Origin of the sequence: Streptomyces sp. NPDC051684 (assembly GCF_044453445.1) — a bacterium.
In the GTDB taxonomy this organism is placed as follows: Bacteria; Actinomycetota; Actinomycetes; order Streptomycetales; family Streptomycetaceae; genus Streptomyces.
This window is the reverse complement of record NZ_JBITCS010000009.1, coordinates 170573-192503: the sequence shown is the minus strand read 5'-3', so window position 1 is coordinate 192503 and position 21931 is coordinate 170573. Positions and strand designations below refer to the sequence as shown.

23 protein-coding genes are annotated in these 21931 nt (G+C 71.1%); 14 read left to right on the top strand and 9 right to left on the bottom strand.

The features are described 5' to 3' along the window. The first annotated feature begins 99 nt into the window (after positions 1–99). The 6 genes from ACIA8D_RS14000 (at position 100) to ACIA8D_RS13975 (ending at position 5910) form a co-directional block, all read left to right on the top strand. The gene (locus tag ACIA8D_RS14000; RefSeq protein ID WP_399231794.1) at positions 100–1035 is read left to right on the top strand and encodes a cellulose-binding protein; all 936 of its coding nucleotides are present in this window, start codon (positions 100–102) and stop codon (positions 1033–1035) included. 220 nt (positions 1036–1255) lie between these two features. After that, positions 1256–2290 carry an ABC transporter ATP-binding protein gene (locus ACIA8D_RS13995; protein ID WP_399231793.1) on the top strand — a complete coding sequence of 345 codons (1035 nt, stop codon included), beginning with the start codon at positions 1256–1258 and terminating at the stop codon, positions 2288–2290. Position 2291: 1 nt separating this feature from the next. Continuing rightward, positions 2292–3062 carry an ABC transporter permease subunit gene (locus tag ACIA8D_RS13990; protein ID WP_399231791.1) on the top strand — a complete coding sequence of 257 codons (771 nt, stop codon included), beginning with the start codon at positions 2292–2294 and terminating at the stop codon, positions 3060–3062. Positions 3063–3097: 35 nt separating this feature from the next. Continuing rightward, positions 3098–3811: a hypothetical protein gene (locus tag ACIA8D_RS13985; protein WP_399231790.1), complete on the top strand. Its 714-nt coding sequence runs from the start codon at positions 3098–3100 to the stop codon at positions 3809–3811. A gap of 114 nt (positions 3812–3925) precedes the next feature. Next, positions 3926–5080 (top strand): ATP-binding cassette domain-containing protein, encoded by a 1155-nt coding sequence (locus ACIA8D_RS13980; RefSeq protein WP_399231788.1) that lies wholly within the window; start codon positions 3926–3928, stop codon positions 5078–5080. Then, on the top strand, positions 5077–5910 hold the full coding sequence (locus ACIA8D_RS13975) for an ABC transporter permease subunit (protein ID WP_399231786.1): 834 nt from the start codon (positions 5077–5079) through the stop codon (positions 5908–5910). Before ACIA8D_RS13980 ends, ACIA8D_RS13975 begins: the two co-directional genes overlap by 4 nt. 31 nt (positions 5911–5941) lie before the next feature. On the opposite strand, the gene ACIA8D_RS13970 is transcribed toward ACIA8D_RS13975, so the two are convergent. Next, on the bottom strand, positions 5942–6283 hold the full coding sequence (locus ACIA8D_RS13970) for an ATP/GTP-binding protein (protein ID WP_399231784.1): 342 nt from the start codon (positions 6281–6283) through the stop codon (positions 5942–5944). Between the two features lie 213 nt (positions 6284–6496). On the opposite strand from ACIA8D_RS13970, the gene ACIA8D_RS13965 reads away from it, so the two are divergent. After that, positions 6497–7531, top strand: coding sequence for an LLM class flavin-dependent oxidoreductase (locus tag ACIA8D_RS13965; protein ID WP_399231782.1), 1035 nt, complete (start codon positions 6497–6499; stop codon positions 7529–7531). Positions 7532–7624: 93 nt separating this feature from the next. Here the strand turns inward: ACIA8D_RS13965 and ACIA8D_RS13960 are convergent, their stop codons facing one another. Continuing rightward, positions 7625–8017: an SCO5389 family protein gene (locus tag ACIA8D_RS13960; RefSeq protein ID WP_266714153.1), complete on the bottom strand. Its 393-nt coding sequence runs from the start codon at positions 8015–8017 to the stop codon at positions 7625–7627. Between the two features lie 298 nt (positions 8018–8315). Here ACIA8D_RS13960 and nucS point away from each other — a divergent pair, with 298 nt between their 5' ends. Then, entirely contained in the window at positions 8316–8987 is a 672-nt protein-coding gene (gene nucS, locus ACIA8D_RS13955; RefSeq protein WP_399231781.1) for an endonuclease NucS, read from the top strand. 60 nt (positions 8988–9047) lie between these two features. Here nucS and ACIA8D_RS13950 read toward each other — a convergent pair whose 3' ends face one another. The 4 genes from ACIA8D_RS13950 to ACIA8D_RS13935 form a co-directional block, all read right to left on the bottom strand. After that, positions 9048–11519 (bottom strand): ATP-binding protein, encoded by a 2472-nt coding sequence (locus tag ACIA8D_RS13950; protein ID WP_399231779.1) that lies wholly within the window; start codon positions 11517–11519, stop codon positions 9048–9050. 229 nt (positions 11520–11748) lie between these two features. Continuing rightward, complete coding sequence (locus ACIA8D_RS13945; RefSeq protein ID WP_266714147.1) at positions 11749–12072, bottom strand: STAS domain-containing protein; 324 nt, start codon at positions 12070–12072, stop codon at positions 11749–11751. A gap of 201 nt (positions 12073–12273) precedes the next feature. Next, positions 12274–13125, bottom strand: coding sequence for a 3-hydroxyacyl-CoA dehydrogenase family protein (locus ACIA8D_RS13940; RefSeq protein WP_399231777.1), 852 nt, complete (start codon positions 13123–13125; stop codon positions 12274–12276). Between the two features lie 168 nt (positions 13126–13293). Further along, the gene (locus tag ACIA8D_RS13935) at positions 13294–13932 is read right to left on the bottom strand and encodes a TetR/AcrR family transcriptional regulator (protein WP_399231776.1); all 639 of its coding nucleotides are present in this window, start codon (positions 13930–13932) and stop codon (positions 13294–13296) included. A gap of 82 nt (positions 13933–14014) precedes the next feature. On the opposite strand from ACIA8D_RS13935, the gene ACIA8D_RS13930 reads away from it, so the two are divergent. From ACIA8D_RS13930 to ACIA8D_RS13920, 3 genes are read left to right on the top strand one after another with little or no spacing between them, the layout of a single operon-like run. Next, on the top strand, positions 14015–14797 hold the full coding sequence (locus ACIA8D_RS13930) for an ABC transporter ATP-binding protein (protein WP_399231774.1): 783 nt from the start codon (positions 14015–14017) through the stop codon (positions 14795–14797). 5 nt (positions 14798–14802) lie between these two features. Continuing rightward, entirely contained in the window at positions 14803–15558 is a 756-nt protein-coding gene (locus tag ACIA8D_RS13925) for an ABC transporter permease (protein ID WP_399231772.1), read from the top strand. Between the two features lie 13 nt (positions 15559–15571). Then, positions 15572–16144 carry a cob(I)yrinic acid a,c-diamide adenosyltransferase gene (locus ACIA8D_RS13920; RefSeq protein WP_399231770.1) on the top strand — a complete coding sequence of 191 codons (573 nt, stop codon included), beginning with the start codon at positions 15572–15574 and terminating at the stop codon, positions 16142–16144. On the opposite strand, the gene ACIA8D_RS13915 is transcribed toward ACIA8D_RS13920, so the two are convergent. After that, the gene (locus tag ACIA8D_RS13915) at positions 16141–16692 is read right to left on the bottom strand and encodes a hypothetical protein (RefSeq protein ID WP_399231768.1); all 552 of its coding nucleotides are present in this window, start codon (positions 16690–16692) and stop codon (positions 16141–16143) included. The two genes, ACIA8D_RS13920 and ACIA8D_RS13915, sit on opposite strands and share 4 nt — an antisense overlap. Positions 16693–16856: 164 nt before the next feature. Here ACIA8D_RS13915 and ACIA8D_RS13910 point away from each other — a divergent pair, with 164 nt between their 5' ends. From ACIA8D_RS13910 to ACIA8D_RS13900, 3 genes are all read left to right on the top strand, one after another. Continuing rightward, positions 16857–18047 (top strand): sensor histidine kinase, encoded by a 1191-nt coding sequence (locus ACIA8D_RS13910; protein ID WP_399231767.1) that lies wholly within the window; start codon positions 16857–16859, stop codon positions 18045–18047. Beyond that, complete coding sequence (locus tag ACIA8D_RS13905) at positions 18044–18691, top strand: response regulator (protein WP_399231766.1); 648 nt, start codon at positions 18044–18046, stop codon at positions 18689–18691. Before ACIA8D_RS13910 ends, ACIA8D_RS13905 begins: the two co-directional genes overlap by 4 nt. 138 nt (positions 18692–18829) lie before the next feature. Then, on the top strand, positions 18830–20683 hold the full coding sequence (locus ACIA8D_RS13900) for a glycosyl hydrolase family 18 protein (RefSeq protein WP_399231765.1): 1854 nt from the start codon (positions 18830–18832) through the stop codon (positions 20681–20683). Positions 20684–20867: 184 nt separating this feature from the next. Here ACIA8D_RS13900 and ACIA8D_RS13895 read toward each other — a convergent pair whose 3' ends face one another. Together ACIA8D_RS13895 and ACIA8D_RS13890 are read right to left on the bottom strand one after the other, a co-directional pair. Next, positions 20868–21323 carry a DUF2550 domain-containing protein gene (locus ACIA8D_RS13895; protein ID WP_399231763.1) on the bottom strand — a complete coding sequence of 152 codons (456 nt, stop codon included), beginning with the start codon at positions 21321–21323 and terminating at the stop codon, positions 20868–20870. 133 nt (positions 21324–21456) lie between these two features. Beyond that, positions 21457–21831 (bottom strand): F0F1 ATP synthase subunit epsilon, encoded by a 375-nt coding sequence (locus tag ACIA8D_RS13890; protein WP_385762538.1) that lies wholly within the window; start codon positions 21829–21831, stop codon positions 21457–21459. Positions 21832–21931 lie beyond the last annotated feature (100 nt).

Below are 21931 nucleotides of genomic sequence, written 5' to 3'. Positions count from 1 at the left end.
AGCTGAAGGCTGATCAATCCGACATCTGCCCGATGACACGCCGCTGCGCCCCCTAGGATTCCCACTATCACCTCACCGGTCTCATTCGACAGGAACCCCATGAGCGACACTTCCCCCTACGGCTTCGAGCTTGTGCGGCGTGGGTACGACCGCGCTCAGGTGGACGAACGGATCTCCAAGCTCGTCTCCGACCGTGACAGCGCTCTTGCCCGTATCACTGCTCTGGAAAAGCGCATCGAGGAACTCCACCTCGAGACGCAGAACGCTCAGGCGCAGGTGAACGACGCGGAGCCGTCGTACGCCGGCCTCGGCGCGCGCGTCGAGAAGATCCTCCGCCTCGCCGAGGAGGAGGCCAAGGACCTGCGCGAAGAGGCCCGCAGGGCGGCCGAGCAACACCGGGAGCTCGCCGAGTCGGCGGCCCAGCAGGTGCGCAACGACGCGGAGTCGTTCGCCGCGGAGCGCAAGTCCAAGGCCGAGGACGAGGGCGTTCGGATCGTCGAGAAGGCCAAGGGCGAGGCCACCGCGCTGCGCACCGAGGCGCAGAAGGACGCGCAGTCCAAGCGCGAGGAGGCGGACGCCCTCTTCGAGGAGACGCGCGCCAAGGCCGCCCAGGCCGCCGCCGACTTCGAGACGAACCTGGCCAAGCGCCGCGAGCAGTCGGAGCGCGACCTGGCCTCGCGTCAGGCCAAGGCCGAGAAGCGCCTCGCCGAGATCGAGCACCGCGCGGAGCAGCTCCGCCTGGAGGCCGAGAAGCTGCGCACCGACGCGGAGCGCCGTGCGCGCCAGACGGTGGAGACGGCGCAGCGTCAGGCCGAGGACATCGTGGCGGACGCGAACGCGAAGGCGGACCGTATCCGCAGCGAGTCCGAGCGGGAGCTGGCGGCGCTCACGAATCGCCGCGACTCGATCAACGCGCAGCTCACGAACGTCCGCGAGATGCTGGCCACCCTCACTGGCGCGGCGGTCGCCGCCGCGGGCGCCCCGGCAGAGGACGAGCCGGTCTCCCGAGGGGTCCCGGCGCAGCAGTCCCGCTAGCCGCGCCACCACCCGCACCGTGGCCGAGGCCGCGGGGCTCTGCCCCGGACCCCGCGCCTCAATCGCCGGCGGGGCTTGATTTGCCCAACTCAAGCCCCTGCGGCGATTGAGCAGCGGGGTCCGGGGCAGAGCCCCGTGGGCCGAGCCACGGTTCGGGGTACACCAAGCTCCCGGTCCCACTTGAGTGGCCGGGGGCTTTGTCACGATTTAGCGTGGCCGCATGATCGAGCTCTCGGGGCTGACCAAACGCTACGGCGAGAAAACGGCCGTGGACGACCTCACCTTCTCCGTACGGCCAGGAATCGTCACCGGATTCCTCGGCCCGAACGGCGCGGGCAAGTCCACCACGATGCGGATGATGCTCGGCCTCGACAACCCGACGGCGGGCGACGTCCGGATCGACGGCAAGCACTACGCCCAGCTGAAGGACCCGCTGCGCTACATCGGCGCCCTGCTCGACGCGAAGGCCATGCACGGCGGCCGCAGCGCCTACAACCACCTCCTGTGCCTGGCGCAGTCCAACGGCATCCCCAGGAAGCGCGTGCACGAGGTGCTCGACACGGTCGGCCTCACGGCCGTGGCCCGCAAGAAGGCGAAGGGTTTCTCGCTCGGCATGGGGCAGCGCCTCGGCATCGCGGGCGCGCTGCTCGGCGACCCGCAGATCCTGATGTTCGACGAGCCGGTCAACGGGCTCGACCCCGAGGGCATCCACTGGATCCGCAACCTGATGAAATCCCTCGCGGCCGCGGGCCGCACGGTCTTCGTCTCCTCCCACCTGATGAGCGAAATGGCGCTCACCGCCGACCACCTGGTGGTCATCGGGCAGGGCCGCCTCCTCGCCGACATGTCGATGCCGGACTTCATCCGGCAGAACTCGCGCTCGTACGTACGGCTGCGCTCCCCGCAGCGCGAGCGCCTGCTCGACGTGCTGCACCGGTCCGGCATCACGGTCGTGGAGTCCGGCGGCGCCCTGGAGGTGGACGGCCACCCCGCCGAGGAGCTCGGTGAGCTCGCCGCGCGGAACCAGCTCGTCCTGCACGAACTGAGCCCGCAGCAGGCCTCACTCGAAGAGGCGTTCATGCAGCTGACGGCGGAGTCGGTGGAGTACCACGCACACACGGACGCTCCCGAGCAGCAGCCCCCGCAGGGCTCACAGCCGCCACAGGCCCCTCAAGCACCACAGAACCCGCAGGCCCCGCAGCAGTCGGGCTGGGGATCGAGCTGGAACCAAGCGAACCGAGAGAAGGGCGCCTGAGATGGCCGCGGCCCAGGTCCTCCGCTCCGAGTGGACCAAGATCAAATCGGTGAACTCGACGGCCTTCACGCTCGGCCTCGCGGTGCTCGTCTCCGTCGGCCTCGGGATGCTGATCAGCGCGCTCACCAGCAACGAGTTCGACAAGATGTCGACCGGGGACAAGCTGACCTTCGACCCGACCTTCATCTCCTTCTCCGGCCTCACCCTCGGCCAGCTCGCGATGCTGGTCTTCGGGGTCCTCGTGGTCGCGAGCGAGTACAGCACCGGCATGATCCGCACCTCGCTCGCGGCGGTCCCGCAGCGCGGCACGTTCCTCTTCTCCAAGATCCTCGTCGCCACGCTGCTCGCGCTCGTCGTCGCGCTGGTCATCAGCTTCGCGTCGTTCTTCCTCGGCCAGCTGATGCTCGGCGACCACAGCACGGACCTGGGCGCCCCGAACGTGCTGCGCGCGGTCTTCGGCGCCGCCGTCTACATGACGCTGCTGACGATGTTCTCCATGGGCGTCGCGGCGATGCTCCGCTCCCCCATGCTCTCGCTCGGCATCCTGATGCCGTTCTTCTTCCTGGTCTCCCCGATCCTCGGCAGCGTCTCGGCCACGAAGAAGGTCGCCCAGTACTTCCCCGACCAGGCGGGCCTGAAGATCATGCAGGTGGTGGACCCGCCGAGCGACAACGCGCCGTACGGGCCGTGGGGCGGGCTCGGGATCCTGCTGGTGTGGGTCGCGGCGGTACTGATCGTCGGATACGTGCTGCTGAAGAAGCGGGACGCGTAGGACGGGCCCGGGGGCCTGCCCTAACCTGCGGCACCATGGCCCTCATCGACCCCAGCCGCACCCTCGTCTCGCTCGGCTACGACACCGTCCCCGCCCTCCTCCCCCTCAGCTACCCGGGCCGCCCGGTCACCGCCCCCGCCCTGCTGTGCGGCGACGAACTCCTCGATCTCGACGTGGAGCACGAGCTGCCCCGCTGGACCGTGGACCGCACCCCCGTCCTCGCCGTCGGCTCCAACGCGGCCCCTGCCCAGGTCGCGTACAAGCTGCGAAAGCTCGGTCTCCCGGTCGCCGTGCCGATGGTGCCGCTCCCCGTCCGCGGCATCGGCGTCGGCTGCTCCGCGCACATCGGGCGCAACGGTTACGTGGCGGCCGCCCCCTACCCGGACCCGCGGGCCGCGCGCACCCTCGTCGTCTCCTGGCTCGACGCGGCGCAGCTCAAGGCCGTGGACGCCACCGAGCTGCCGAACTACCGCAGGGCCGCCGTCCCCGACGCCCCCGTGCCCGGACTGCAGATGTACGTGGGTGAGCACGGCGTCCTCGTCGACCCGGACACCGGTGCCCCGCGCCCCGGCGGCGGCGACCAGGCGGGCCTCCTGAGCGCGCTCATGGCGGGCTCGGCGGAGCTGTCCGCGCTGCTCGGCCCCGCTCCGCGGGACTGGGTGCGGCGCGCCGCCGCGTCCCCCGCCGTACGCGAGGAGGGCACCCGGCTCCTGCGCGCGGGCGGAACCATCCCCTCCGGCCCCGCCTGACCCTTTGCTCACTCTTGGCCGGAACCGTCAGCTCGCGTATAGGCTCCTAACCCTTACGGGGGGCGTCTGCCCCGACGTCCTGAAGCTCTCAGAACCTTCCGATGGGTGCGGAGAATGATCGAGGCAGTCGGCCTGACGAAGCGCTACGGCGCGAAGACAGCCGTGTACAACCTTTCCTTCCAGGTGCGGCCGGGGACCGTGACCGGGTTCCTCGGGCCGAACGGCTCGGGCAAGTCCACGACGATGCGCATGATCCTCGGCCTCGACCAGCCGACCGCCGGCCATGTGACCATCGGGGGCTACCCGTACAACAGGCTCCCGAACGCGCCGCGCCAGGTGGGCGCGCTGCTCGACGCGAAGGCCGTGCACGGCGGCAGGACCGCCCGCAGCCATCTGCTGAGCCTGGCCCAGCTCTCCGGCATCCCGTCCCGCCGGGTGGACGAGGTGCTCGGCGTCGTCGGCCTCCAGGAGGTCGCGAAGCGGCGTTCCAACGGCTTCTCGCTCGGTATGGGGCAGCGGCTCGGCATCGCCGCCGCACTCCTCGGCGACCCGCAGGTGCTGCTCTTCGACGAGCCGGTCAACGGGCTCGACCCCGAGGGCATCCTCTGGGTCCGCAACCTGATGAAGACGCTCGCCTCCGAGGGGCGCACGGTCTTCGTCTCCTCGCACCTGATGAGCGAGATGGCGCTGACCGCCGAGCACTTGATCGTGATCGGTCGCGGGCAGCTGCTCGCCGACATGAGCGTGCGGGACTTCATCGCGCACAACTCGGCCGGCTTCGCGCGCGTGCGCACGCCCGACAGCGAGCCGCAGCAGCGCGAGAAGCTGACGGCCGCGCTGACCGAGGCGGGCGGCCAGGTGCTGCCCGAGCAGGACGGCGGGCTGCGCGTCACCGGTCTGACGCTGCCGCGCATCAGCGATCTGGCGCACGGCACGGACGTACGGCTGTGGGAGCTGTCGCCGCACCAGGCCTCGCTGGAAGAGGCGTACATGCGGATGACGCAGGGCGCCGTCGACTACCGCTCGACCGCCGACCAGCGCGCGGGCCTGCACGAGCCGCTGCCGCCCGGCGTGGTGCCGCCCGGCCAGATGCCGGTGCCGGGGCAGGGACAGCCGGGCTGGTACGCCCCGCCGCCGCCCCAGGCCCAACCGCAGCCGATGCCGCAGCCGATGGACCAGAACCCGTACGCGGCCCCGCCGGCCCCACCGGCCCCGCCCGCCGCACCGGCGGCCCCGACCGCCCCGCCGATGGACAAGGACGCCCGATGAGCACGCCGCCCCCGCCCCTCGCCGCACCCGGTGCCTCGTACGCCTCGCCCATCCCGGTCCGCAAGGCCCACCTCGGCGACGCGCTGGCCTCGGAGTGGACGAAGATCCGTTCCGTGCGCTCCACGATGTGGACGCTGGGCGTGATGATCGTGCTCATGGTCGGCCTCGGCCTGGCCTCCGCCGCCGTGGTCGCCTCCGACGACGGCCCGACGCCGGACAGCAGCCAGGTGCTCAGCCTCGGCTTCTTCGGCACGCTGCTCGGCACCATCTGCGTGATGACCCTCGGCGTCCTGACCATCGCCTCCGAGTACGGCACCGGAATGATCCGTACGACGATGACGGCCTGTTCCAGCCGGAGTCGGGTGCTCGCCGCAAAGGCGATCGTCTTCTTCGCCCTCGTCACGGTGCTGACCACGGTGTTCGCCGCGCTCGTCGGCGCGCTCCAGGTGGGGGTCGTGGGCTCGGACTCGCCGAGCGGCGGCGCGTGGCTGAAGACGACGCTGGGTGTCGGCCTGTTCGTCGCGCTGCTCGGTCTGCTCGGCCTCGCCGTCGGCACGCTCGTCCGGCACTCGGCGGGCGCGATCACGATCATGGTCGGGGTCGTCCTGCTGCCGCTGGTCATGGCGATCTTCATGTTCGCGGAGTCGCTCAAGGACCTCCAGCAGGCCCTGCTGGAGTACTCGGTCCCCAGCCAGCTCGCCGTGCTCTACGACCAGTCCGTGACCGGCAGCTCGGGCCCCACCGGCTGGGAGCCGCTGTGGATCATGGCGGGGGTCACCGCGGTGGCGCTCGGCGGCGCGTTCCTGTCGATCAACAACCGCGACGTGTAGACGTCCCGCGGTATCGGCGCATCGGCCGGGCTCAGTACCGCGGCGCGTTCCTGGACCGCTGCACCTTCGTGGTGCGGCGGTCCTTCGCGTTCCAGCACGCCTTGTGCCAGTGCCGCCGGTCGTCCACTCCCCCGTACTCGGGCCAGGCCACGACATGGGCGACCCCGGAGGCGATCTGCTGGTCGCAGCCGGGGCAGCGGTACGTCTTCCCGGCCGCGCTCGCACCCGCCACGTGACGCACGCTCCACTCCTCGCCCTGCCAGCTCTCCGTGGACTGGAAACCGCCGTAGCGCCGCCCTTCGTCCCCACCGCCGGCGGATGCGCTGCTGCTGGACGATCCGCCTGCCTTCGGACGGTTGCGGCGCGGAGACACGTCTCACCTCGGGATGTGTGAACGGAGCTGGAGGTCGTGTCCAGCCTACGCCGAAGGCCGAGGGGTCCCCGAAGACCGTCCATCGAGGAGACCCCGTCAAGACTTGCCGGAAAATCCGCCAATCTTCTTGGGAGGCCGTGTCTTTGGCACTTGCCAGCCGTTATTGCCTTCAGGGGGAGTGCCCGCGTCGGCGCCAAGGAAGGCAGGAGTGCGATGCGTGTAGGAACGTTTGTACTGGCCGCCCAGTTTCCGGGCCAGGGGCAGGGGGAGGCGCTGCATCGCGCGGTGCGGTCCGCCGAGGTCGCCGAGGAGGCGGGCCTGGACTCGGTGTGGCTCGCCGAGCACCACTTCGTGCCGTACGGGACCTGCCCGTCGGCCGTGACGCTGGCCGCGCTGCTGCTCGGCCGCACGAACACGCTGCGGGTGGGCACGGCGGTCAGCGTGCTGCCGACCGCGCACCCGGTCGCCCTCGGCGAGCAGGCGGCCCTGCTGCACGTCACATCCGGCGGCCGGTTCTCGCTCGGCGTCGGCCGCGGCGGGCCCTGGGTGGACCTGGAGGTCTTCGGGGCCGGCATCGAGGCGTACGAGAAGGGGTTCCCGGAATCCCTCGACCTGCTGCTCAAGTGGCTGCGGGACGAGCAGGTCGGGGGCGCCGGTGAGCGCTTCGCCTTCCGCGAGGTCCCGGTCGTGCCGCGCCCGTCCGAGGCGATCGGCGGGGCGGACCGGGAAGGGCCGGAAGTGATCGTTGCCTGTACGTCGCCGAAGAGCGTGCGGCTCGCCGCCGAGCGGGGCCTGCCGATGCTGCTCGGCATGCACATCGGGGACGAGGAGAAGGCGGAGATGGTCGGCCTGTGGCGGCGCTGCGCGCGCGAGGCCGGCCGCTCGGTCGAGGAGAGCTACGCGGCGGAGCACGTGTCCGCCGGTGTCGCCCAGATCGGTGACAGCGAGTCGGAGGCCGCGGAGACACTCCTGAAGGCGATGCCGGGCTGGCTGAAGCAGGGACTTGACGCGCATGTGACGGTCGACGGCAGGGCCCGGTCGATGCGCGACCCGCATGCGTACACGGAGCTGCTGTGCTCCCTGCACCCGGTCGGCACCCCACAGCTGTGCGCGGACCGGCTCGCGGCGACATCGGAGCGGACGGGGATCACGCGCTTCGCGCTGCTCGTCGAGGGCTCGGGAGATCTCACGGCGACGGAGGAGAACGTGCGGCGCCTGGGAGCCGAGGTGCTGCCGCAACTCGGCTGACCTTGTGGGCGCTTCGCCTCGGCGCCTGACGGCCCGTACAGATGCACCTCCCGCGTACGGGCCGACAGGCAAAGGCCGTTACGCCCTCAACCCTCAGCAGTCACGCAGTTCCGGTGACTGGTTGAGCAGCTGATTGCGTGCCGAGGTGAAGCGGGCGAGCGTCTCGTCCACCGACGGGTCCTGCGGGAACACCGCGACCCGGTGGCAGTTCTGGAACGCGAGGCGGACACCGAAGTGCCGCTGCAGCGCCCCACGTATCGCGTCACTCGCGAGCGCACGCAGAAGCTGTCCACGTGCCTGCTCGTCCGGGGGCGGCGTCTGGTTGTCGGCGAACGCTCCGCCGTCGACCTTCAGCTGAGCCACCAGGGAGCTGATCATCTCCCATGCGTAAGGCAGGGAGGTCCGGACGCAGTCGACGAAGTCCTTTTCGTCGACCTCGCCTCGCTCGGCCTGATCCAACAGTGCCGGTGAGACGTCGAGCGACATGGGTTCTCCTCTCGCACCCCCGGGGAGCGGGGGCATACGGACAGGGCAGAAGTCCTCGGCACGCACGGCCCGTGGAACACGCAGCGTGCACGCGCCGCGACCTCCTGTCTTCTACGGTAGGGAACGTGTCCGAACCGCAACAGGGCGTAGGGGTATTCGTTCGCACACAACCGGCCAATGGCGAACGCGTGCTTACTGGAATTAAAGGGGCGCCCCGCAGGGGCTCGGGCAAGGGCGGTGGCGGGTGACGGGTGGGAGAAGTGCGTGGGGCCGTGGGGTTCGAGTAGCGTTGCCGACCATGCGTCTCGTCATCGCCCGTTGCTCCGTGGATTACGCGGGCCGGCTCACCGCCCACCTCCCCTCGGCACCCCGCCTCATCCTCGTGAAGGCGGACGGCAGTGTCTCGATCCACGCGGACGACCGGGCCTACAAGCCCCTCAACTGGATGTCGCCGCCCTGCACCTTGAAGGAGGGCACCGGGGACGACGAGGGCAAGTGGACCGTCGTCAACAAGGCGGGCGAGAAGCTCATCATCACGATGGAGGAGATCCTCCACGACTCCTCGCACGAGCTCGGTGTCGACCCCGGCCTCATCAAGGACGGCGTCGAGGCCCACCTCCAGGAGCTGCTCGCCGACCGCATCGACACACTGGGCGAGGGCTACACGCTCATCCGCCGCGAGTACATGACGGCGATCGGTCCGGTCGACATCCTGTGCCGGGACGCCGACGGGCAGACCGTGGCCGTCGAGCTGAAGCGGCGCGGCGACATCGACGGGGTGGAGCAACTCACGCGCTACCTCGAGCTGTTGAACCGCGACCCGCACCTCGCCCCGGTCCGCGGAATCTTCGCGGCCCAGGAGATCAAGCCGCAGGCGCGCGTTCTCGCGACGGACCGGGGTATCGGTTGCGCCGTTCTGGACTATGACGCGATGCGGGGCATCGAGGACGACAAGCTGCGCCTCTTCTGACCTTCTGACGTTGCTTGAGGCGCGGTTGACGTCTCGGGACTCCGCCCCGGACCCCGCGCCTCAAGCGCCGGCGGGGCTTGAATTGTCAGGCGTCGTCGTGATCGGGCCGCTCGCCGTGTCCGAGGTGTCCGGGGTTGTCGGCGCGGTCGTCGTCGGCGTCGCCGTAGGGCTTGTCGGAGGCGTGGTCGGCGGGGTTGTCGGCGGCTTCGTCGGAGGCGACGTGGGTGGCTTCGTCGGCGGCTTGGTCGGGGGTTTGGTCGGGGACTTCGTGGGTGACTTGGACGGCGACTTCGTCGGGTCGTCCGGGGACTTGGAGCCGCTCGGCGAGCCGGACGGCCCGTCGCTCGCCCCGCTCGACGGCGTCGGGTCGTCCTCCGTGCCCAGGACTCCGTCCTCTCCGGGGTCGGTCGGCGCCGCGCTCGTCCGGCCGTCGCCGCCGCCCGCCTTGTCCGCGCCGAGGTCCTCGCCGTTCTCCCCCGCCGTCGCCGACGGTTTCGTGTCGACCTTGTCCGACGGCGGGTCGTCATTGCCCGACGTGGCGCCGAGCGTGACGACCGTGCCGAGCACCGCCGCGAGCAGCGCGCCCGCGCCCGCCGCCACCATGTTGCGCCGGGCTCCGCCGGCCACCGACTTGCGCGAGGGCACCTTGGCGCCGACGACGGTCGGGGCGGGCGGCGCGGGCGGGGCCTGCCGGGTCACCAGGGTGTCGGGCTCGGGCGGCGCCTCGGACTGTGCGTACGCGGGGACTCCGCCGGGCGGCGAGGCCGACTCCTCGTACATCGCGTCCGGGACCTCCTCCCCCGCCGCCGTGCGCCCGCCGGGCAGCGCGCCGCCCGAGCGGTCGGCGACCAGGGCGAGGGCCCGGCGCCCGGCGATCGTGCCGCGCTTGTCGGCGACGGCGCCGCGCAGGGCGATGGAGGACTCCAGCTCGGCGCGGGCCCGGTCGAGCTGCCCGCCGAGGAGCGCGAGGATGCCCAACTCGTGGTGGAAGTACGCCTCTTCGGCCACCTCGCCCGTGGCGCGCGACGATTCGAGACCGGCCCTGAGGGCGCGCTCCCACGCGCCCCAGGCGAGCCCGGCGGCGAAGGCGGGCGCGGCCGCGCGGGCCAGTTCCACGGACGCGTCCAGCGTCGTCGTCGCGGCGAGCGCGGCCAGTACCGCGTCCGACTCCGCGACGACCCGCTCGGGTCCCACCGACGGGTGCGCGGCCCACCAGGCGTAGTGCTGGGCGGCGGTGCGCCCGCGTCCGGCGGACTCGGTGCCGTAGCCCGCGGTCTCCAACTGCTGCCGCACTCCGGCCGCGAGGCGGTAGCGGCCGCCCGCCGGGGTGACGAGCGCGCAGGAGACGAGTTCGGCGAGGGCCGCGTCGGCGTGCGTGTCGCCGACGAGCGCCGGCAGATGCGCCTGGTGCGGGATCTCGCCGCCGAGCACGACCGCGAACTCCAGCGTGGCGCGCGCGGACGCGCCGAGCCGGGACGCGAGCAGCGCGGCGGGCGCCGCGGCCTCGGCGAGCGCGGGCAGCGGCACGTCGTGCCCGTCGGCGTCGAAGGGCGCGTCGACCGGCGCCGCGTCGGGACCCTCGTAGTATCCGAACGCGTCGAAGGCCTCGGGGTCGGTGCGGAGCTGGTCGCGCTGCCGGAGCAGGGCACCCGCCTGGACGAACCGGAGCGGCAGGCCCTCGGACTCGAACCAGAGGTCGGCGGCCCACTGCGCCTCCTCGTCGGTGAGCACCCGGCCGACGGCCCGCTCCAGGAGCTCCTGTCCGCCGCCGCGCCCGAGCCCCGCCAGGAAGACCTCCTCGACGTGCGAGTCGGCCGACGGCGCGGGCACCTCGGGCGTCGCGGACAGCAGGAAGGCGCACTCGGGCGTCGCTTCGAGCAGCTCGTCGAGCGCGGCGCCGCCGAACTCGAGGTCGTCGAGGACGACGACGGCGCCGATCTCGTGGACGAGTTCGAGCAGCAGCGGGCGGTCGGGGCGGTGCAGCGGCGCCTTGTGGACCGCGCCGAACAGCTCGTGCAGCAGGTCGTCGACGGTGCGCCGGTGGCCGCAGAGCCGCACGACGCCGTCGGGCGCGATGTCGGCGCAGTCCTCGGCGATCTGGTCGAGCAGCGCCGTGCGCCCGGATCCCGCGGGTCCTGTGAGCCGGACGGAGCGGCCGCGCGCCAGCAGCCGCACCAGGCGCTCGCGCTCCTCCTGACGCTCCAGGAGCGGCAGTTGGGGCTGCGCGGGCCCCGGCGGCAGCGGTGGCCGGGCGGCGCGGGCGAGCGCCGCGCGCTCCGTGGCGTCGTACTTGGCGGGCCGGCCCGGGCGCTCGCCGGGCGGGCAGGGTTCGATCTCGCTGCCGTCGACGGGATTGACGGTCAGCAGGTGGTCACCCGAGACGAGCTGCACGGTGCGGGCGAGCGCGGGCGACGGCTGGCCGTAGTCGGGCGTCAAGGGATCGCGGGGCGGGCGCTGGCGCCCCCCGCTGTCCGCCGCCCGGTCTCGCCGTTCCTGGCTGGAATCTTCCGGTCCCCGGTTCGTCGGGTCCATCGTCAAAGCCCCCCATAAGCATGGTGCGCCGCTTGCCCCTCCCGGCCTGTGCGCACCGCGCTGTCGCTGCGCTCAGTATCTACGAAGCCGGGAGGTACCGCGCCGACGGAGACGTCACAGTCTCGTGAGGATTGTCGGCGATTCCGGACGGAATGACTGGTTCACCCCCTCCGGGGACAAACCCTCCGGTTCAACCGCACAACTCCGGCCACACGCGGGGCCTTCCGCCTCAGACGCGCGGCAGGGACTCGACGCCGATGCCGCCCTCGATGGCCAGGATCCGGTGCAGTCTGGTGGCGACGAGCAGGCGCTGCATCTGGGGTGGCACGCGGCGCAACACGAGCCGGCGCCCGCAGCGGCCGGCGCGGCGGTGGGCGCCCATGATGACGCCGAGGCCGGTCGCGTCCCAGGAGTCGAGTTCGGACAGGTCGAGCACCAGATCGCCGATTCCGTCGTCGACGGCGGTGTGCAGGACCGAACGGGCGTCCGCCGCACTGCGGACGTCGAGGCGGCCCCCGACGACCAGCTCGACGTGGTCGCCCCTGATGTACATATGCGCTCCCCGTGGGAAATACAGAATGGTCGGAGTACGCGACTGCTCCAGTGCTTCTGAGCCGGTACTCAGCTGGTCATGTGATCCGGGTGATCTGGGTATGTCACTGCAACTGACGGGCCGCGGGGGCCGAAAGTTGCCGTCTGTAAGCGAACCGATACCGAATTCACCCCGAGGGGTGACATGGCATCAGCTGTGCGATCAAGCGTGCTTGTAGAAGCCCTGCCCGCTCTTGCGGCCGATGTCACCGGCGTCCACCATCCGGCGCATCAGCTCCGGCGGCGCGAACTTCTCGTCCTGCGACTCGGTGTAGATGTTCTCCGTCGCGTGCAGCAGGATGTCGACGCCCGTCAGGTCCGCGGTGGCGAGCGGCCCCATCGCGTGCCCGAAGCCCAGCTTGCAGGCGACGTCGATGTCCTCGGCGGTGGCGACCCCCGACTCGTACAGCTTCGCGGCCTCGACGACGAGGGCGGAGATGAGACGGGTCGTCACGAACCCGGCGACGTCCCTGTTCACCACGATGCAGGTCTTGCCGACGGACTCGGCGAACTCGCGGGCGGTGGCGAGGGTTTCGTCGCTCGTCTTGTAGCCGCGCACCAGCTCGCACAGCTGCATCATCGGCACGGGCGAGAAGAAGTGCGCGCCGACGACGCGCTCCGGGTGGGCGGTGGCCGCCGCGATCTTGGTGATCGGGATGGCCGAGGTGTTCGAGGCGAGCACCGTGTCGTCCCGCACGATCTTGTCGAGCGCGCGGAAGATCTCGTGCTTGACCTCGAGCTTCTCGAAGACGGCCTCGACGACGACGTCCGCGTCGGCCGCCGCGTCCAGGTCGGTGGTCGCGGTGATGCGGCCGAGCGCGGCCTCGGCGTCGGCGGCGTCGAGCTTGCCCTTGCCCACGAACTTCTCGTACGAGGCCTTGATGCCGTCGGTGCCTCGCGCGAGCGCCTCGTCGGTGACGTCGCGCAGGACGACGTCCCAGCCCGCCTGGGCCGAGACCTGCGCGATGCCCGACCCCATGAGGCCGGCCCCGATGACGGCGAGCTTCCTTGCCACGTACGTCCCCTAACCGCGTGTCCCGCGCGACCGCTTAACCGCTTTTTACTTGCTCTTCGGCGGACACTAGCGCCCGTGAGCGGCCGTGTGACCGCTAAGAGATGCGCGTCACGTCTCGAATGACGGACATCACACTGGTACGGATCAGTGATCGATCATCCGTGCCCATCAGGCGCCCCGGACGGCATAGTTGAGCACCCTGTCGCTCAGAAGTTCCTCCATCTCGTCGAGCACGTCGAGCATCTCGCGGGATACCTCGGCGGCGCTGCCGCCCGCGACCATCCGGCGTCCGATGCCCGCCATCACCGTCTGGTGCACCCAGCCGATCTGACCGGCGATCAGGTCCGGCAGCGGGTCGCCCTCCGTGGCGCCGACCTCCTCGCGCAGCGTCTCCACCAGGTTGTCGTGGACCTCCTGCTGGATGGCCCAGAGCCGGGAGCGCAGGGCGGGCGCGGCGTGCACGACGCGCATGAAGTCGCTGTAGCCGTCCATGAGTCCGACGCGCGGCGAGACGGACTCGATCTCCTCGCGCAGCTCGCGCAGCACGGCGGTGGCGGCGGACTCCCCCGGGTCGCGGGCGCGCACCCACCGCGACATGCGGTCGACAACGCCCTTGGAGCGGTCGAGGAAGAGGTCCTCCTTGGCCGGGAAGTAGTTGTAGACCGTGTTCACGGAGACGTTCGCCGCGTCCGCGATCTCCGCGACGGTCACCGCGTCGAAGCCACGCTCCAGGAACAGGCCGGTCGCCACGTCCGAGATGTACTGCCTGGTCTGCCGCTTCTTCCGCTCCCTGAGCCCTTCTGCCATGCGCCGATCCTACGGGTTCGCTGACCTCGCTGAAATTTTGGGGACGTTGCAAAATTTCAGTGACTCTGTTTTTCTGGCCCACATGGCAGTCATCAGCGCGTCCGGGCTCGCCCGGACCTTCACCACCAAGCACGGCCCCGTCGAGGCGGTCCGCGGCATCGACCTGCGCGTCGAGCCGGGCGAGATCCTCGGCCTCCTCGGCCCCAACGGCGCGGGCAAGACGACCACCCTGCGGATGCTCACGACGCTGCTCGCGCCGACCGGTGGCGCGGCGACCGTCGCGGGCCACGACCTGGCGGGCGACCCGGCCGGGGTGCGGCGCGCGGTGGGCTACGTCGCCCAGTCCGGTGGCGTCGACCCGAACATCTCCGTACGCGAGGAGCTGGTCACGCAGGGCCGCCTCTACCGCCTGACGAAGTCTCAGGCGGGTGAGCGGGCCGAGGAGCTGGCGGCGGACCTCGGTCTCTCGGACCTGATGGCTCGCAGGACCGCCGCGCTCTCCGGCGGGCAGCGGCGCCGCCTCGACATCGCGATGGGGCTCGTGCACCGCCCCGAGGTGCTCTTCCTCGACGAGCCGACGACCGGCCTCGACCCGGGCAGCCGCGCCGACCTGTGGGACCTGGTCCGCAGGCTGCGCACCGAGCACGGCACGACCGTCATCCTGACCACGCACTACCTGGACGAGGCGGACGCGCTCGCGGAGCGGATCGTCGTGGTGGACAAGGGAGTCGTGGCGGCCGAGGGCACCCCGAGCGCGCTCAAGCTGGCGCACGGCGGGTCGATCGACGCGACGCTCCAGGACACGTTCCTGGCCATCACCGGGCGCGGCCCGGCGCCGGTGGACACGACCCCGGTGGCGGTGTGAGCGCGATGAAGACCCTGGCATCGGACACCGCCCTGATCTTCGGGCGCTACGCCCGGCAGACCCTCTCCTCCCGCTTCCAGATGCTCTTCGGCATCCTCATGCCGCTGCTGTACCTGCTCTTCTTCGGCCCGCTGCTCACCGAGCTGCCGCTCGGCACCGGCGGCAGCTCCTGGCAGATCCTGGTCCCTGGCCTGCTGCTCCAACTCGGCCTCTTCGGGGCCGCGTTCTGCGGCTTCGGGATCATCATCGAGAAGAACTGCGGCGTCGTGGAGCGGATGCGGGTGACACCGGTCAGCCGGCTCGCGCTGCTGCTCGGCCGCGTCCTGCGGGACACCGCGCTGTTCCTCTTCCAGGCCGTGCTGCTCGTACTCGCCGCGCTCGCGATGGGCCTGCGGGCGCCGCTCGGCGGGATCCTGATCGGCTTCGCCTTCGTGGCCCTGCTGACGGTGTCCCTCGCCTCCCTGTCGTACGCGCTCGCCTTCAAGGCCCGTACGCCGCAGGAGTTCGGGCCCGTCATCAACGCGGTCACCATGCCGTCGATGCTGCTCTCGGGCCTGATGCTGCCGATGGCGCTCGCGCCCGGCTGGCTGGACGCGCTCTCGCACGTGATGCCGCTGCGCTATCTCGTGGACGCGATGCGGGACGCGTACGTCGGCCACTACGCGACCGCGAACATGCTCTACGGGGTGCTGGTCGCGCTCGGCTTCGCGGCGCTCGCCGTGACGGTCGGCACACGCGGCTTCCGGCGGGCCGCCGCGTAACTAGGCTGGTCGCATGGTCAATCTGACGCGCATCTACACCCGTACCGGAGACAAGGGCAGCACCGCCCTCGGCGACATGAGCCGCACCGCCAAGACCGATCTGCGGATCTCGGCGTACGCGGACGCCAACGAGGCGAACGCCGTGATCGGCACGGCGATCGCCCTCGGCGGCCTGCAGGAGGGGGTCGTGAAGGTGCTCACCCGCGTCCAGAACGACCTCTTCGACGTCGGCGCCGACCTGTCGACGCCCGTCGTCGAGAACCCCGAGTTCCCGCCGCTGCGCGTCGAGCAGTTCTACATCGACAAGCTGGAGGCGGACTGCGACCACTTCAACGAGCAGCTGGAGAAGCTCCGCTCCTTCATCCTGCCCGGCGGCACCGCGGGCGCCGCGCTCCTGCACCAGGCGTGCACGGTCGTCCGCCGGGCGGAGCGCTCGACGTGGGCCGCGATGGAGGTCCACGGCGAGTCGATGAACCCGCTGACGGCGACCTACCTGAACCGCCTCTCCGACCTCCTGTTCATCCTCGCGAGGATCGCGAACAAGGAGGTCGGGGACGTGCTGTGGGTGCCCGGAGGCGAGCGCTAGCCCTTGCTCGCCGGTACCGCCGGGGCTTTCTTCGGGAACACCGTGTAGCTCACCGCGATGATCACGTTGAGCGCGATCAGGAAGAGCATGCGCTGCTGCCACTGGGCGAGCGAATCGGTGGCCCCGTCGGGGCCCACGTACCAGATCGCGCCCTGCAACAGGCCCATCGCGATGAGCGCGGCGAGGATCCAGCGGGCGGCCAGCTTCCACTCGTGGACCGCGCGCGGCACCCCGTACTTGGGGGTCGACGGCGGCGGGCCGCCCGCGAAGCGGTGGGCGACGCGGACGTCGACCCACGTGATCGTGTAGTGGCCCAGCGCGATCGAGTAGCCGATGTAGACGGCGGCCAGGCCGTGCTTCCAGTCGGGTTCGGCGCCGTTCTTGAGGTCGATGGCCGTGACGACGAGCAGCAGCACTTCGAGGAGCGGCTCGCACAGCAGCACGGCCACACTCGCGCGCGGCATCCTCGCCCAGTAGCGCAGGGCCAGACCGGCGGCGAGCAGCACCCAGAAGCCGACCTCGCAGACGATGATCAGCGTGACGATCACGACGGGCTCCTCTCGTTCCCCTGCTTTCAGGCTCCCTGCCGCGCGGCGCGTGATCGTCGTCGTACATGACGAAGTGGGACTGCATCCTTCGATGTAGTGCCGCGAAGACGCGGCTCGTCCCGCCGCACCATGGCAGGACCGCCCCGGCCGTGTTGGATGGAGTCATGCAGGCCGCCGCTCTCCCCCGCCCGCACCGTGACGACGTGCGCATCGCCGTCGGCGGGCTGCTCGGCGGTCTCGCGCTGTGGGGCTTCGGGCTCGGCATGAACACGGGACGTCTCTTCGACGGTTCGTGGCTGCTCGTGCCGCTCGTCGCGATGGCGGCGCTGGAACTGCTGCGCCGCACCCGCCCCCGGTTCGCCGTCGTCGCCGGCACGCTCGTGCTGATCGCCGACCAGTTCACCCGGGGCAGCCTGGCGACGGTGCTCATGTACACGGACCTGATGTACGCGGCCGCGCTGTACGGGACCCCGGCCGCGGCCCGCCGCCTCCCGGTCAGCACCGGCCTGGTGACGGTCGCCGTCACGCTCGGCTTCGTCGCCTGGCTGCGGCAGCCGGAGGCGATCCTGATCGGTGTCGCGACCGGGCTCGTCTCGTTCGGCCCCGCCGCCACCGGACTGCTGGTCCGCGGCCATCGCGAGGCGGCGCAGGCCGAGCGGCTGCGGGCGGAGCAGACGGCGCTGCTCGCCGAGATGGACCGGGCGCAGGCGGTGACCGCGGAGCGCGCCCGGATGGCCCGCGAGCTGCACGACATGGTGGCGAACCACCTGTCGGCGATCGCGATCCACTCGACGGCCGCGCTGTCCCTCGACGATCAGGACACCACCCGCGAGGCGCTGACGACGATCCGCGAGAACAGCGTCGAGGGCCTTGCCGAGATGCGCCGCCTCATCGGCATCCTGCGGGACGCGGGCGAGGACGAGGAGCCGGCCGCCGCGCCCACCCTCGCGGGCCTCGGCGCCCTCGTCGAGCAGTCCCGCACGAACGGCCTCGACGTCCGGCTGGCCGTGTCGGGCGCCGTCACCGGGCTGCCCGCGCCGGTCGAGCTCGCCGCCTACCGCATCGTCCAGGAGTCCCTCACGAACGCGCTCAAGCACGCGGGGCCCGGCCGCGTCACGGTGGCCGTCGACCGCTCGCGGGAGCGGATCGAGGTGCGGGTCGACAGCCCGCACGGCGACCGGGGCGGGCCCCGCGCGCCGGGTTCCGGGGCCGGGCTCGTCGGGATGCGGGAGCGGGCGGCGCTGCTGGGCGGCACGTTCGAGGCCGGTCCGCAGGAGGCCGGTCCGCAGGACGGCGGCACGTGGCGGGTGCACGCCGCCCTGCCGCTGCACACCGAAGGAGGAGACCCCACGTGATCCGCGTACTCGTCGCCGAGGACCAGTCCGCCGTACGGGCCGGGCTCGTGCTGATCCTGAACAGCGCGCCCGACATCGAGGTCGTCGGCGAGGCGGAGGACGGCGAGCGCGCCCTGGAGCTGGCCCGGGAGCTGCGGCCCGAGCTGGTCCTGATGGACGTGCAGATGCCGCGCCTCGACGGCGTGTCGGCCACCCGCGCGGTCGTCGAGGAGGGGCTCGCGGACGTGCTGGTCCTGACCACCTTCGACGTCGACGCGTACGTGTTCGGGGCGCTGCGCGCGGGGGCGGCCGGGTTCCTGCTCAAGAACACCGACGCGCGGGACCTCCTGGAGGCCGTCCGCGCGGTCGCCCGGGGCGAGGGCCTGATCGCGCCGGCGGTCACCCGCCGCCTGATCGCCGAGTTCGCGCGGCCCTCCGAGGTTGAACCGACCAATCTTCCAACGGAGTTGGAGACGCTCACGCGCCGGGAGCGGGAGGTGCTCGACCGGCTGGGCGAAGGCCTGTCCAACGCGGAGATCGCGGACCGGCTCGACATGGCGGAGGCCACGGTGAAGACCCATGTCAGCCGCCTGCTCGGCAAGTTGAACCTGCGCAGCCGGGTGCAGGCGGCCGTGCTGGCGCGGGAAGTTGGCCGAAAGCCGTGATTGGTTTAGACCTTGACCGCTGGTCCAGACCTTTCTATTCTCGCCGCACTGCGGTGAGCACACCCCCCACTCCGGTGCTCATGGGCGTCGCAGGGTTCCACCCCCAAGACGAACCCCGGACCTCCCGAGGAGCACCCGATGCACCCGACTGACGTACCCAGACAGCGACTTCGGCACAGAACGACCGCGGCACTCGCGACCCTCGTCCTGCCCGCCGCCGCCCTCGTCGGCCTCGCCACCCCCTCCCACGCCGCCGCCGAGGCCACCACCGTCACCGCCACGTACGCCAAGACCCAGGACTGGGGCAACGGCTTCGAGGGCAAGTGGACGATCAAGAACTCCGGGACCACGACCGTGAATTCGTGGAACGTCGAGTGGGACTTCCCCTCCGGTACGAAGGTGACCTCGGCCTGGGACGCGAGCGTCACCAACTCGGCCGACCACTGGACCGCCAAGAACCTCTCCTGGAACGGGTCGATCGCCCCCGGCGCCTCGGTCTCCTTCGGCTTCAACGGCACCGGCTCCGGCGCCCCCACGGGCTGCAAGCTCAACGGCGCCTCCTGCGACGGCGGCGACGTGCCCGGCGACGCGGCACCCTCCGCGCCCGGCACCCCGACCGCCTCCGGCGTCACCGACACCTCCGCCAAGCTGTCCTGGTCGGCCGCCACCGACGACAAGGGCGTCAAGAACTACGACGTGCTGCGCGACGGCGCCAAGGTCGCCACGGTGACCGGCACTTCGTACACCGACACGGGCCTGAGCGCCGGCACCGACTACTCGTACACGGTGCAGGCGCGCGACACCGCCGACCAGACGGGCCCGGTCTCCGGCTCCGTCAAGGTGCACACAACGGGCGGCGGCACGGACCCGGGCACCGGCGGCAAGAAGAACCTGGGCTACTTCACCGACTGGGGCGTCTACGGCCGCCAGTACTACCCGAAGAACCTGGAGACCTCCGGCTCGGCCGCCAAGGTCACGCACATCAACTACGCCTTCGGCAACGTCCAGGGCGGCAAGTGCACCATGGGCGACTCCTACGCCGACACGGACATGGCGTACACGGCCGCCAACTCCGTCTCCGGACAGGCCGACACCTGGGACCAGCCGCTGCGCGGCGCCTTCAACCAGTTGCGTCAGCTGAAGGCCAAGCACCCGAACCTCAAGATCCTCTGGTCCTTCGGCGGCTGGACCTGGTCCGGCGGCTTCGGTGAGGCCGCGAAGAACCCGGCCGCGTTCGCCGACTCCTGCTACAAGCTGGTCGAGGACCCGCGCTGGGCCGATGTCTTCGACGGCATCGACATCGACTGGGAGTACCCGAACGCGTGCGGTCTGAGCTGTGACACGTCCGGGCAGGACGCGCTCAAGAAGCTGACGACGGCACTGCGTTCGAAGTTCGGCAACAGCAACCTGGTCACGGCGGCCATCACGGCCGACGCCTCCTCCGGCGGCAAGATCGAGAAGAACGACTACGCGGGCGCCGGCCAGTCCCTCGACTGGTACAACGTCATGACGTACGACTTCTTCGGCGCCTGGGACGCGAAGGGCCCGACGGCCCCGCACTCCCCGCTCACCTCGTACTCCGGCATCCCGCAGCAGGGCTTCAACTCGGCCGACGCCATCGCCAAGTTGAAGGCACAGGGCGTACCGGCCTCGAAGCTCCTGCTCGGCATCGGCTTCTACGGCCGCGGCTGGACCGGTGTGACGCAGAAGGAGCCGGGCGGTACGGCGACGGGGCCTGCCGCCGGCACGTACGAGCAGGGGATCGAGGACTACAAGGTCCTCAAGACCAAGTGCCCGTCGAACGGGACGGTGGCCGGGACCGCGTACGCGCACTGCGGCTCGGACTGGTGGTCGTACGACACCCCGGCGACGATCGGCTCGAAGATGAGCTGGGCCAAGTCGCAGGGTCTGGGCGGCGCGTTCTTCTGGGAGTTCTCGGGCGACACGTCCAACGGCGAACTGGTGACGGCCATCAACTCCGGCCTGAAGTAGCCCTCCACAGACCGAAGCCGGGCCCCGGGAACGCCCCCCGCGGCCCGGCTTCTCCATGCCATTCCCCCACCCCGCCCCTTCCCGAAGTCCCTCAGACGCCGGACGGCTGGAAGGGTGCACCCGAACCGGCTCACAAGACTGTTCTCAATCGCCGGACGGGCTCCAATTTTGGAGCCCCGAGGCGCTACGCCACGTTGACCCGCTGGCCGGGAGGTGCCGCCTCCAGCCACGCGAGGAAACCGGTCAGCGCGTCCTCGCTCATGGCCAGCTCGAGACGCGTACCGCGATGCGTACACGCGAGGACGACCGCGTCCGAGAGAAGCGCGAGCTCCTCCTCGCCCTCGGGCGCCCGCCGCCCGGTGACCTCGATCGCCGCCCGCTCCAGAATCCGCTTGGGCCGCGGCGCATACGAGAAGACCCGGAACCACTCGACCCGGTCCCCGTTGTAGCGGGCGATCCCGTACCCCCACCCTTTGCCGGAGGCATCCGCCGCATCGGGCGCCGGAGCGTCCCACCGCAGCGAACAGTCGAACGTACCGCCGGACCGCTGGATGAGCCGCCGCCGCACCCCGAAGGCGACAAGCCCCACCACCACGAGTACGACGACCGCGACTACGCACAGCACGAGAACGAGGACCATCTGCACCGACCTCCTCGCTTCTCGACCGATAACGGAACAGCAAAACAGTTGTAGATCGCCTCAGCCGCGACCCGGTCCGGAGATTATCTCCGGCCTGGGCCGCGGCTGAGGTACATCATGTGGCTCGCTGGATTCAGCGCGCCGCCACCGTACGGAGTCGCACGTCGGCGCGACGCTCGGCGGACGCGTCCGCGTCCGACTTCGCGCGCTCCAGCGCCCGCTCCGCCCGCTGGGCGTCGATCTCGTCCGAAAGCTCGGCGATCTCGGCCAGCAGGGACAGCTTGTTGTCGGCGAACGAGATGAAACCGCCGTGGACAGCCGCCACGATCGTTCCCCCGTCCGTCGTACGGATCGTCACGGGTCCCGACTCCAGCACACCGAGCAGCGGCTGGTGACCGGGCATGACGCCGATGTCGCCGGACGTGGTACGCGCGACGACCAGGGTGGCCTCGCCGGACCAGACACTGCGGTCCGCGGCGACGAGCTCGACGTGCAGCTCAGCAGCCAAGGTGGGCTCCTCGGGTCACCACCCGGCGGCACTCGCTGCCGGGTGTCGGTTCAAAGTCTAGTGGGCGTGACGGGAGGGTCGGGACATGCCCCCGACCCTC

What these genes read in the sequence shown, in the direction of transcription:
- ACIA8D_RS14000 (WP_399231794.1), top strand. Translation starts at nt 100, where the DNA reads ATGAGCGACACTTCCCCCTACGGCTTCGAGCTTGTGCGGCGTGGGTAC.
- ACIA8D_RS13995 (WP_399231793.1), top strand. Translation starts at nt 1,256, where the DNA reads ATGATCGAGCTCTCGGGGCTGACCAAACGCTACGGCGAGAAAACGGCC.
- ACIA8D_RS13990 (WP_399231791.1), top strand. Translation starts at nt 2,292, where the DNA reads ATGGCCGCGGCCCAGGTCCTCCGCTCCGAGTGGACCAAGATCAAATCG.
- ACIA8D_RS13985 (WP_399231790.1), top strand. Translation starts at nt 3,098, where the DNA reads ATGGCCCTCATCGACCCCAGCCGCACCCTCGTCTCGCTCGGCTACGAC.
- ACIA8D_RS13980 (WP_399231788.1), top strand. Translation starts at nt 3,926, where the DNA reads ATGATCGAGGCAGTCGGCCTGACGAAGCGCTACGGCGCGAAGACAGCC.
- ACIA8D_RS13975 (WP_399231786.1), top strand. Translation starts at nt 5,077, where the DNA reads ATGAGCACGCCGCCCCCGCCCCTCGCCGCACCCGGTGCCTCGTACGCC.
- ACIA8D_RS13965 (WP_399231782.1), top strand. Translation starts at nt 6,497, where the DNA reads ATGCGTGTAGGAACGTTTGTACTGGCCGCCCAGTTTCCGGGCCAGGGG.
- ACIA8D_RS13960 (WP_266714153.1), bottom strand. Translation starts at nt 8,017, where the DNA reads ATGTCGCTCGACGTCTCACCGGCACTGTTGGATCAGGCCGAGCGAGGC.
- nucS (WP_399231781.1), top strand. Translation starts at nt 8,316, where the DNA reads ATGCGTCTCGTCATCGCCCGTTGCTCCGTGGATTACGCGGGCCGGCTC.
- ACIA8D_RS13950 (WP_399231779.1), bottom strand. Translation starts at nt 11,519, where the DNA reads ATGGACCCGACGAACCGGGGACCGGAAGATTCCAGCCAGGAACGGCGA.
- ACIA8D_RS13945 (WP_266714147.1), bottom strand. Translation starts at nt 12,072, where the DNA reads ATGTACATCAGGGGCGACCACGTCGAGCTGGTCGTCGGGGGCCGCCTC.
- ACIA8D_RS13935 (WP_399231776.1), bottom strand. Translation starts at nt 13,932, where the DNA reads ATGGCAGAAGGGCTCAGGGAGCGGAAGAAGCGGCAGACCAGGCAGTAC.
- ACIA8D_RS13930 (WP_399231774.1), top strand. Translation starts at nt 14,015, where the DNA reads ATGGCAGTCATCAGCGCGTCCGGGCTCGCCCGGACCTTCACCACCAAG.
- ACIA8D_RS13925 (WP_399231772.1), top strand. Translation starts at nt 14,803, where the DNA reads ATGAAGACCCTGGCATCGGACACCGCCCTGATCTTCGGGCGCTACGCC.
- ACIA8D_RS13920 (WP_399231770.1), top strand. Translation starts at nt 15,572, where the DNA reads ATGGTCAATCTGACGCGCATCTACACCCGTACCGGAGACAAGGGCAGC.
- ACIA8D_RS13910 (WP_399231767.1), top strand. Translation starts at nt 16,857, where the DNA reads ATGCAGGCCGCCGCTCTCCCCCGCCCGCACCGTGACGACGTGCGCATC.
- ACIA8D_RS13900 (WP_399231765.1), top strand. Translation starts at nt 18,830, where the DNA reads ATGCACCCGACTGACGTACCCAGACAGCGACTTCGGCACAGAACGACC.
- ACIA8D_RS13895 (WP_399231763.1), bottom strand. Translation starts at nt 21,323, where the DNA reads ATGGTCCTCGTTCTCGTGCTGTGCGTAGTCGCGGTCGTCGTACTCGTG.